This is a genomic window from Sporosarcina sp. P37, from assembly GCF_002109365.1.
In the GTDB taxonomy this organism is placed as follows: Bacteria; Bacillota; Bacilli; order Bacillales_A; family Planococcaceae; genus Sporosarcina.
In genome coordinates, this window is sequence record NZ_CP015349.1 from 1,069,001 (window position 1) to 1,075,000 (window position 6,000).

Below are 6,000 nucleotides of genomic sequence, written 5' to 3' on the forward strand. Positions count from 1 at the left end.
TCAAAAAGTGAAATGATCTTCCCATCCCTCTTGTTTTTACTACACATAAGGATGCCATAATTTAATGGTACGTTTACATACAAAACATGTTTCCAACATATAATCCTTCGATATTACTTACAGTGTATTAAATTTACTGGCATTTCTTTTACACTTCAGAGAGTGTGGAATAGAACTTAATGCCAGTCCGATTGCGGTAGCTTTCTTACAGAACATTTACTATTACAAGAAGTAAGTATCATCCATACTTTAAAATTCCAACTTTCAATCCCTCAATATTTCACAGTAGATTAACAAAATAATTATTATATATATCATTTCGCAAACCAGTAAAAGAGATGGAGCTAAACCGCTTTTCAGCAATATAAATCCATCTCCTATTACAACACAACAGCTATTTAATGGCACAGCACTTTACACATCGCTTATGATTTAGTTCTGGGTTTCGTTGGATCCCCTTTTGGAGATGGCAGATCAGTGGTTTCGGCTAGTTTCATTAGATAATATGTTTCCTCGCGTGCCATATGATCGGCCATTAAGGGAGACAGGGTTCCAAGCGTTTCTTTGTTTATTCGCATTTCCTCCAATTCTTTTAGAAACGTTTTAAATATAGTCATTTCTAAATTTATGTTGCTGTGGAATTTATCTAATGCTGGAAACTTCATTACATTCGTACGTAAAAACCCAGCCATCTCAATAGCACTTAAATAAAAGGCTTCCCACTCTTTAGCGAATTTCTCACTTTTCTTTTTAAGTTGTTTTTCTACATTGTCTAAATTTTCATCAATTGCATCCGCATGTCCCGCAGCATCCAATAACCACAACAAGTCATGATGAAGTGAATGTACAGTTGGCAGCTTTTCTCCCTTTTCCAGACAGGTAAATATACGTATAGCCTCTTCGACTTCATTCACCATGTGATTTATGAAGGTTGGTGATAAAGAAATTTTTATCTTTCCCACTAAATGTTGTTCTATCAATAATAATTTAAACTTCCGAATTTCTTCACTGGCTTTCTTGGCTTCTTTAGTTAATTTTATAAGGGATTGTTCATCCAAAGATTGCCTTGCGGTTGCAAGATGATAATCAAATAATTCGATATAGTAACTAGCTGTCTTAATATTTTCTACTTCCTCCGGCGCTAAGGAATCATGCATAAAACGTCCGTGATCACCTAAGATCTGCAGCCAAAACCGCAGTTCAAATGAAGCCTCCTCAGAAAAACTTTTCAATAATATTCCCCCTCCGTTCCTTATGACCACTGATAGATTATCCTCTGCTGCTCCAGTTATTTGCAGCGGGCATCCGACATGAGTAAAATCTGTAAATGCGAAAGCCTTCTCTGATAGAAGCGTTATGCTAAATGGCTTTTGTAACTGGTTAGAAACCGCACTTTATTGAACCAAACCTCAATCGTGGCTACAGTCATTCAATTTTTCAGTGACCTGCCAACTCTACTTTCCCAGTGTATGATGTTATGATTTTTTTATGAAAATGGGATGAGGAAGGAAAATTGTGAATGTGAAATTCTAAAAATTGCACAGTTCCAAACTGTTGTTAAAAAGCTCTGAACTAACCCGTCATCGTCGCCTACGGGTTCAACTATTTCCGGTATATATACTGGACGATGGATCAGGTGCGGCGGCAAGTGCTGAAAGAATTGCACGCCTATGGCGGGAAAAGTGCAGGCAAATGCGTCATGTACTGTTTAAACCGGCGGCTAAATGGAGTATAAAAGAACGCTGGTATTTGAATCGCTGTTTTGGATGACTGAAAAATGTACGGCAGGTATATGAACTGTTAGAAACGTACTGCGAATGGTTTGACTGGACCATGACAGCTGTGGCTGTGGTGGGGAAACGTCTGAAGGAGTTTTATCAAGAAGCGGAAACGAAGCAGATCTAAGCATTCTAAAAGGCGGTTAAGACATTTAGGAATTGGCAAGCGGTAATACTGAACAGCTTCATCTTCCCTTATTCCAGCGGTTTATTAGAAGAGATTAACCATAAAACGAAAATGATGGAACACAATGGGCGCGGTTCCCGACGTTTCGATCTCTTTCAGGCGAAGATTTTATTAAACATTCAATATTAATATATGAAGGGGCATTTGGGATGACGCGAATTTCCCCCACCCCGATATTTGACGTTGACCCAACATAGGTTCTAAATCAAATTGAGTCTACACCCCAACAAATATTATAGAATCCAAAATAAAAAGCATCTGCAAATGTTGATAGATCAACATTTGCAGATGCTTTATTCTCGCTTCAACGAGATCTGATGATACCCGAGGCCGGACTTGAACCGGCACGCCTCGCGGCATCGCATTTTGAGTGCGACGTGTCTGCCATTCCACCACTCGGGCACGTGTAAAAAACTATATAAAATATGGAGGCGGCAACCGGAATCGAACCGGTGGTAAGGGTGTTGCAGACCCGTGCCTTACCGCTTGGCTATGCCGCCAACATAGTGGAGCGGAAGACGGGATTCGAACCCGCGACCCCGACCTTGGCAAGGTCGTATTCTACCACTGAACTACTTCCGCAAAAGCTACTGGGGTAGCTGGATTCGAACCAACGAGTGACGGAGTCAAAGTCCGTTGCCTTACCGCTTGGCTATACCCCATTAATGGGGCGGACGAGGGGAATCGAACCCCCGAATGTCGGAACCACAATCCGATGCGTTAACCACTTCGCCACGCCCGCCATGTTATAATCACTTATAGTAAAGAAATAAATGTTCAATATTTTCAGTTGTATGGGGCGGACGAGGGGAATCGAACCCCCGAATGTCGGAACCACAATCCGATGCGTTAACCACTTCGCCACGCCCGCCACAATAATTAATTTAAGGAAACAGGGGCAGTAGGAATCGAACCCACACCAAAGGTTTTGGAGACCTCTATTCTACCGTTGAACTATGCCCCTAAATGGTGGTGGGGGACGGATTCGAACCGCCGAACCCGGAGGGAGCGGATTTACAGTCCGCCGCGTTTAGCCACTTCGCTACCCCACCAAGAAGGATGCCGGCGAAAGGACTTGAACCCTCAACCTACTGATTACAAGTCAGTTGCTCTACCAATTGAGCTACACCGGCATATTAAATGGTGGCTCAGGACGGAATCGAACCGCCGACACAAGGATTTTCAGTCCTTTGCTCTACCGACTGAGCTACTGAGCCACTAATGGTATTTTGACAATGACGCTTGTAAAAGCGTATGTAATAAATGGCGGTCCCGACGGGAATCGAACCCGCGATCTCCTGCGTGACAGGCAGGCATGTTAACCGCTACACCACGGGACCTTGGTTGCGGGGGCAGGATTTGAACCTGCGACCTTTGGGTTATGAGCCCAACGAGCTACCACTGCTCCACCCCGCGACAATACTATTGAAATACATATGGTGGAGGATGACGGGCTCGAACCGCCGACCCCCTGCTTGTAAGGCAGGTGCTCTCCCAGCTGAGCTAATCCTCCTGGGTTAAATTGTTTTCGCTGCTAAGAAATATTAATTAAAATGGTGACCCCTACGGGATTCGAACCCGTGATACCGCCGTGAAAGGGCGGTGTCTTAACCGCTTGACCAAGGGGCCGTATAAAGTTGAGAGCGTATATGTGAATCTGGCGGAGAGCAAGGGATTCGAACCCTTGAGGCAGCGCAAACCGCCTACACGATTTCCAATCGTGCTCCTTCGGCCACTCGGACAGCTCTCCAATAATGGCTCCGCAGGTAAGATTCGAACTTACGACCGATCGGTTAACAGCCGATTGCTCTACCACTGAGCTACTGCGGAATAATATGAAATGGTATTATTGGTATGACACAAGTGACTTGATTCACAGACCAGCGACGTCCTACTCTCACAGGGGGAAACCCCCAACTACCATCGGCGCTAAAGAGCTTAACTTCCGTGTTCGGTATGGGAACGGGTGTGACCTCTTTGCCATCGTCACTGAACTGTTTTTAAAGCCATGATTATTATACCAAACTGAGTGGGAATGTCAAGTGTTTTTTCAACACTCTTTGTTCACTCAAAACTGAATAAAAGACATTGGGTATTTCAAGTAATTTCTTTTTATAATAGGTTAAGTCCTCGATCGATTAGTATCTGTCAGCTGCATACGTCGCCGTACTTCCACCCCAGACCTATCCACCTCATCATCTTTGAGGGATCTTACTTACTTGCGTAATGGGAAATCTCATCTTGAAGGGGGCTTCATGCTTAGATGCTTTCAGCATTTATCCCGTCCATACATAGCTACCCAGCGATGCCTTTGGCAAGACAACTGGTACACCAGCGGTATGTCCATCCCGGTCCTCTCGTACTAAGGACAGCTCTCCTCAAATTTCCTGCGCCCGCGACGGATAGGGACCGAACTGTCTCACGACGTTCTGAACCCAGCTCGCGTGCCGCTTTAATGGGCGAACAGCCCAACCCTTGGGACCGACTACAGCCCCAGGATGCGACGAGCCGACATCGAGGTGCCAAACCTCCCCGTCGATGTGGACTCTTGGGGGAGATAAGCCTGTTATCCCCGGGGTAGCTTTTATCCGTTGAGCGATGGCCCTTCCATGCGGAACCACCGGATCACTAAGTCCGTCTTTCGACCCTGCTCGACTTGTAGGTCTCGCAGTCAAGCTCCCTTATGCCTTTGCACTCTGCGAATGATGTCCAACCATTCTGAGGGAACCTTTGAGCGCCTCCGTTACTCTTTAGGAGGCGACCGCCCCAGTCAAACTGCCCACCTGACACTGTCTCCTGCCCGGATCACGGGCAAGGGTTAGAAGTCCAATACAGCCAGGGTAGTATCCCACCAATGCCTCCTCCGAAGCTGGCGCTCCGGAATCCAAGGCTCCTACCTATCCTGTACAGGCTGCACCGGAATTCAATATCAGGCTACAGTAAAGCTCCACGGGGTCTTTCCGTCCTGTCGCGGGTAATGCGCATCTTCACGCATATTATAATTTCACCGAGTCTCTCGTTGAGACAGTGCCCAGATCGTTACGCCTTTCGTGCGGGTCGGAACTTACCCGACAAGGAATTTCGCTACCTTAGGACCGTTATAGTTACGGCCGCCGTTTACTGGGGCTTCAATTCAGAGCTTCGCTTGCGCTAACCCCTCCTCTTAACCTTCCAGCACCGGGCAGGCGTCAGCCCCTATACGTCATCTTACGATTTTGCAGAGACCTGTGTTTTTGCTAAACAGTCGCCTGGGCCTATTCACTGCGGCTCTCTCGGGCTATTCACCCTACCAGAGCACCCCTTCTCCCGAAGTTACGGGGTCATTTTGCCGAGTTCCTTAACGAGAGTTCTCTCGATCACCTTAGGATTCTCTCCTCGCCTACCTGTGTCGGTTTGCGGTACAGGCACCTCCCGCCTCGCTAGAGGCTTTTCTTGGCAGTGTGAAATCAGGGACTCCGGAGATAAATCTCCTTGCCATCACAGCCTAGTGTTATATGAGAACGGGATTTGCCTCGTTCTCCACCTCACTGCTTAGACACACAACCAACTGTGTGCTCACCCTATCCTACTGCGTCCCCCCATTACTCAAACGGCGGGGAGGTGGTACAGGAATATCAACCTGTTGTCCATCGTCTACGCCTATCGGCCTCGACTTAGGTCCTGACTAACCCTGAGCGGACGAGCCTTCCTCAGGAAACCTTGGGCATTCGGTGGAAGGGATTCTCACCCTTCTTTCGCTACTCATACCGGCATTCTCACTTCCAAGCGCTCCACCAGTCCTTCCGGTCCAGCTTCAACGCCCTTGGAACGCTCTCCTACCATTGACCATTCGGTCAATCCACAGCTTCGGTGATCTGTTTAGCCCCGGTACATTTTCGGCGCAGCGCCACTCGACCAGTGAGCTATTACGCACTCTTTAAATGATGGCTGCTTCTAAGCCAACATCCTGGTTGTCTGGGCAACGCCACATCCTTTTCCACTTAACAGATACTTGGGGACCTTAGCTGGTGGTCTGGGCTGTTTCCCTCTCGACAA

Annotated in this window: 2 protein-coding genes, 16 tRNA genes and 2 rRNA genes (1 of these 20 running past the window's edge); 1 reads left to right on the top strand and 19 read right to left on the bottom strand. The window is 46.9% G+C overall.

Going from position 1 to position 6,000, the window contains the following annotated elements; all coding sequences use genetic code 11:
* Positions 1-425 precede the first annotated feature (425 nt).
* The gene (locus SporoP37_RS05600) at positions 426-1,232 is read right to left on the bottom strand and encodes a DUF2935 domain-containing protein (protein ID WP_085430479.1); all 807 of its coding nucleotides are present in this window, start codon (positions 1,230-1,232) and stop codon (positions 426-428) included.
* A gap of 733 nt (positions 1,233-1,965) precedes the next feature.
* Between SporoP37_RS05600 and SporoP37_RS17740 the strand changes: the two genes are divergently transcribed.
* Positions 1,966-2,094 carry a hypothetical protein gene (locus tag SporoP37_RS17740; RefSeq protein ID WP_369821967.1) on the top strand — a complete coding sequence of 43 codons (129 nt, stop codon included), beginning with the start codon at positions 1,966-1,968 and terminating at the stop codon, positions 2,092-2,094.
* 192 nt (positions 2,095-2,286) lie between these two features.
* Here SporoP37_RS17740 and SporoP37_RS05610 read toward each other — a convergent pair.
* The 18 genes from SporoP37_RS05610 to SporoP37_RS05695 form a co-directional block, all read right to left on the bottom strand.
* A tRNA-Leu gene (locus SporoP37_RS05610) sits at positions 2,287-2,367 on the bottom strand.
* A 24-nt stretch (positions 2,368-2,391) separates the two neighbouring features.
* Positions 2,392-2,465, bottom strand: a tRNA-Cys gene (locus tag SporoP37_RS05615).
* A gap of 7 nt (positions 2,466-2,472) precedes the next feature.
* Positions 2,473-2,547: transfer RNA gene (locus tag SporoP37_RS05620), tRNA-Gly, on the bottom strand.
* 8 nt (positions 2,548-2,555) lie between these two features.
* A tRNA-Gln gene (locus tag SporoP37_RS05625) sits at positions 2,556-2,627 on the bottom strand.
* Between the two features lie 4 nt (positions 2,628-2,631).
* Positions 2,632-2,707: transfer RNA gene (locus SporoP37_RS05630), tRNA-His, on the bottom strand.
* Between the two features lie 53 nt (positions 2,708-2,760).
* Positions 2,761-2,836, bottom strand: a tRNA-His gene (locus SporoP37_RS05635).
* Positions 2,837-2,858: 22 nt separating this feature from the next.
* Positions 2,859-2,929, bottom strand: a tRNA-Trp gene (locus SporoP37_RS05640).
* A 3-nt stretch (positions 2,930-2,932) separates the two neighbouring features.
* A tRNA-Tyr gene (locus tag SporoP37_RS05645) sits at positions 2,933-3,017 on the bottom strand.
* A gap of 8 nt (positions 3,018-3,025) precedes the next feature.
* Positions 3,026-3,098: transfer RNA gene (locus SporoP37_RS05650), tRNA-Thr, on the bottom strand.
* A gap of 8 nt (positions 3,099-3,106) precedes the next feature.
* Positions 3,107-3,182, bottom strand: a tRNA-Phe gene (locus SporoP37_RS05655).
* A gap of 47 nt (positions 3,183-3,229) precedes the next feature.
* A tRNA-Asp gene (locus tag SporoP37_RS05660) sits at positions 3,230-3,305 on the bottom strand.
* A 1-nt stretch (position 3,306) separates the two neighbouring features.
* Positions 3,307-3,381 (bottom strand) — tRNA-Met (locus SporoP37_RS05665).
* A 21-nt stretch (positions 3,382-3,402) separates the two neighbouring features.
* Positions 3,403-3,478, bottom strand: a tRNA-Val gene (locus SporoP37_RS05670).
* A gap of 41 nt (positions 3,479-3,519) precedes the next feature.
* Positions 3,520-3,594: transfer RNA gene (locus tag SporoP37_RS05675), tRNA-Glu, on the bottom strand.
* A 29-nt stretch (positions 3,595-3,623) separates the two neighbouring features.
* Positions 3,624-3,715 (bottom strand) — tRNA-Ser (locus SporoP37_RS05680).
* 5 nt (positions 3,716-3,720) lie between these two features.
* Positions 3,721-3,795, bottom strand: a tRNA-Asn gene (locus tag SporoP37_RS05685).
* 48 nt (positions 3,796-3,843) lie between these two features.
* Positions 3,844-3,959, bottom strand: a 5S ribosomal RNA gene (gene rrf, locus SporoP37_RS05690).
* Positions 3,960-4,083: 124 nt separating this feature from the next.
* Positions 4,084-6,000, bottom strand: a 23S ribosomal RNA gene (locus tag SporoP37_RS05695) (it continues 1,012 nt past the right edge of the window).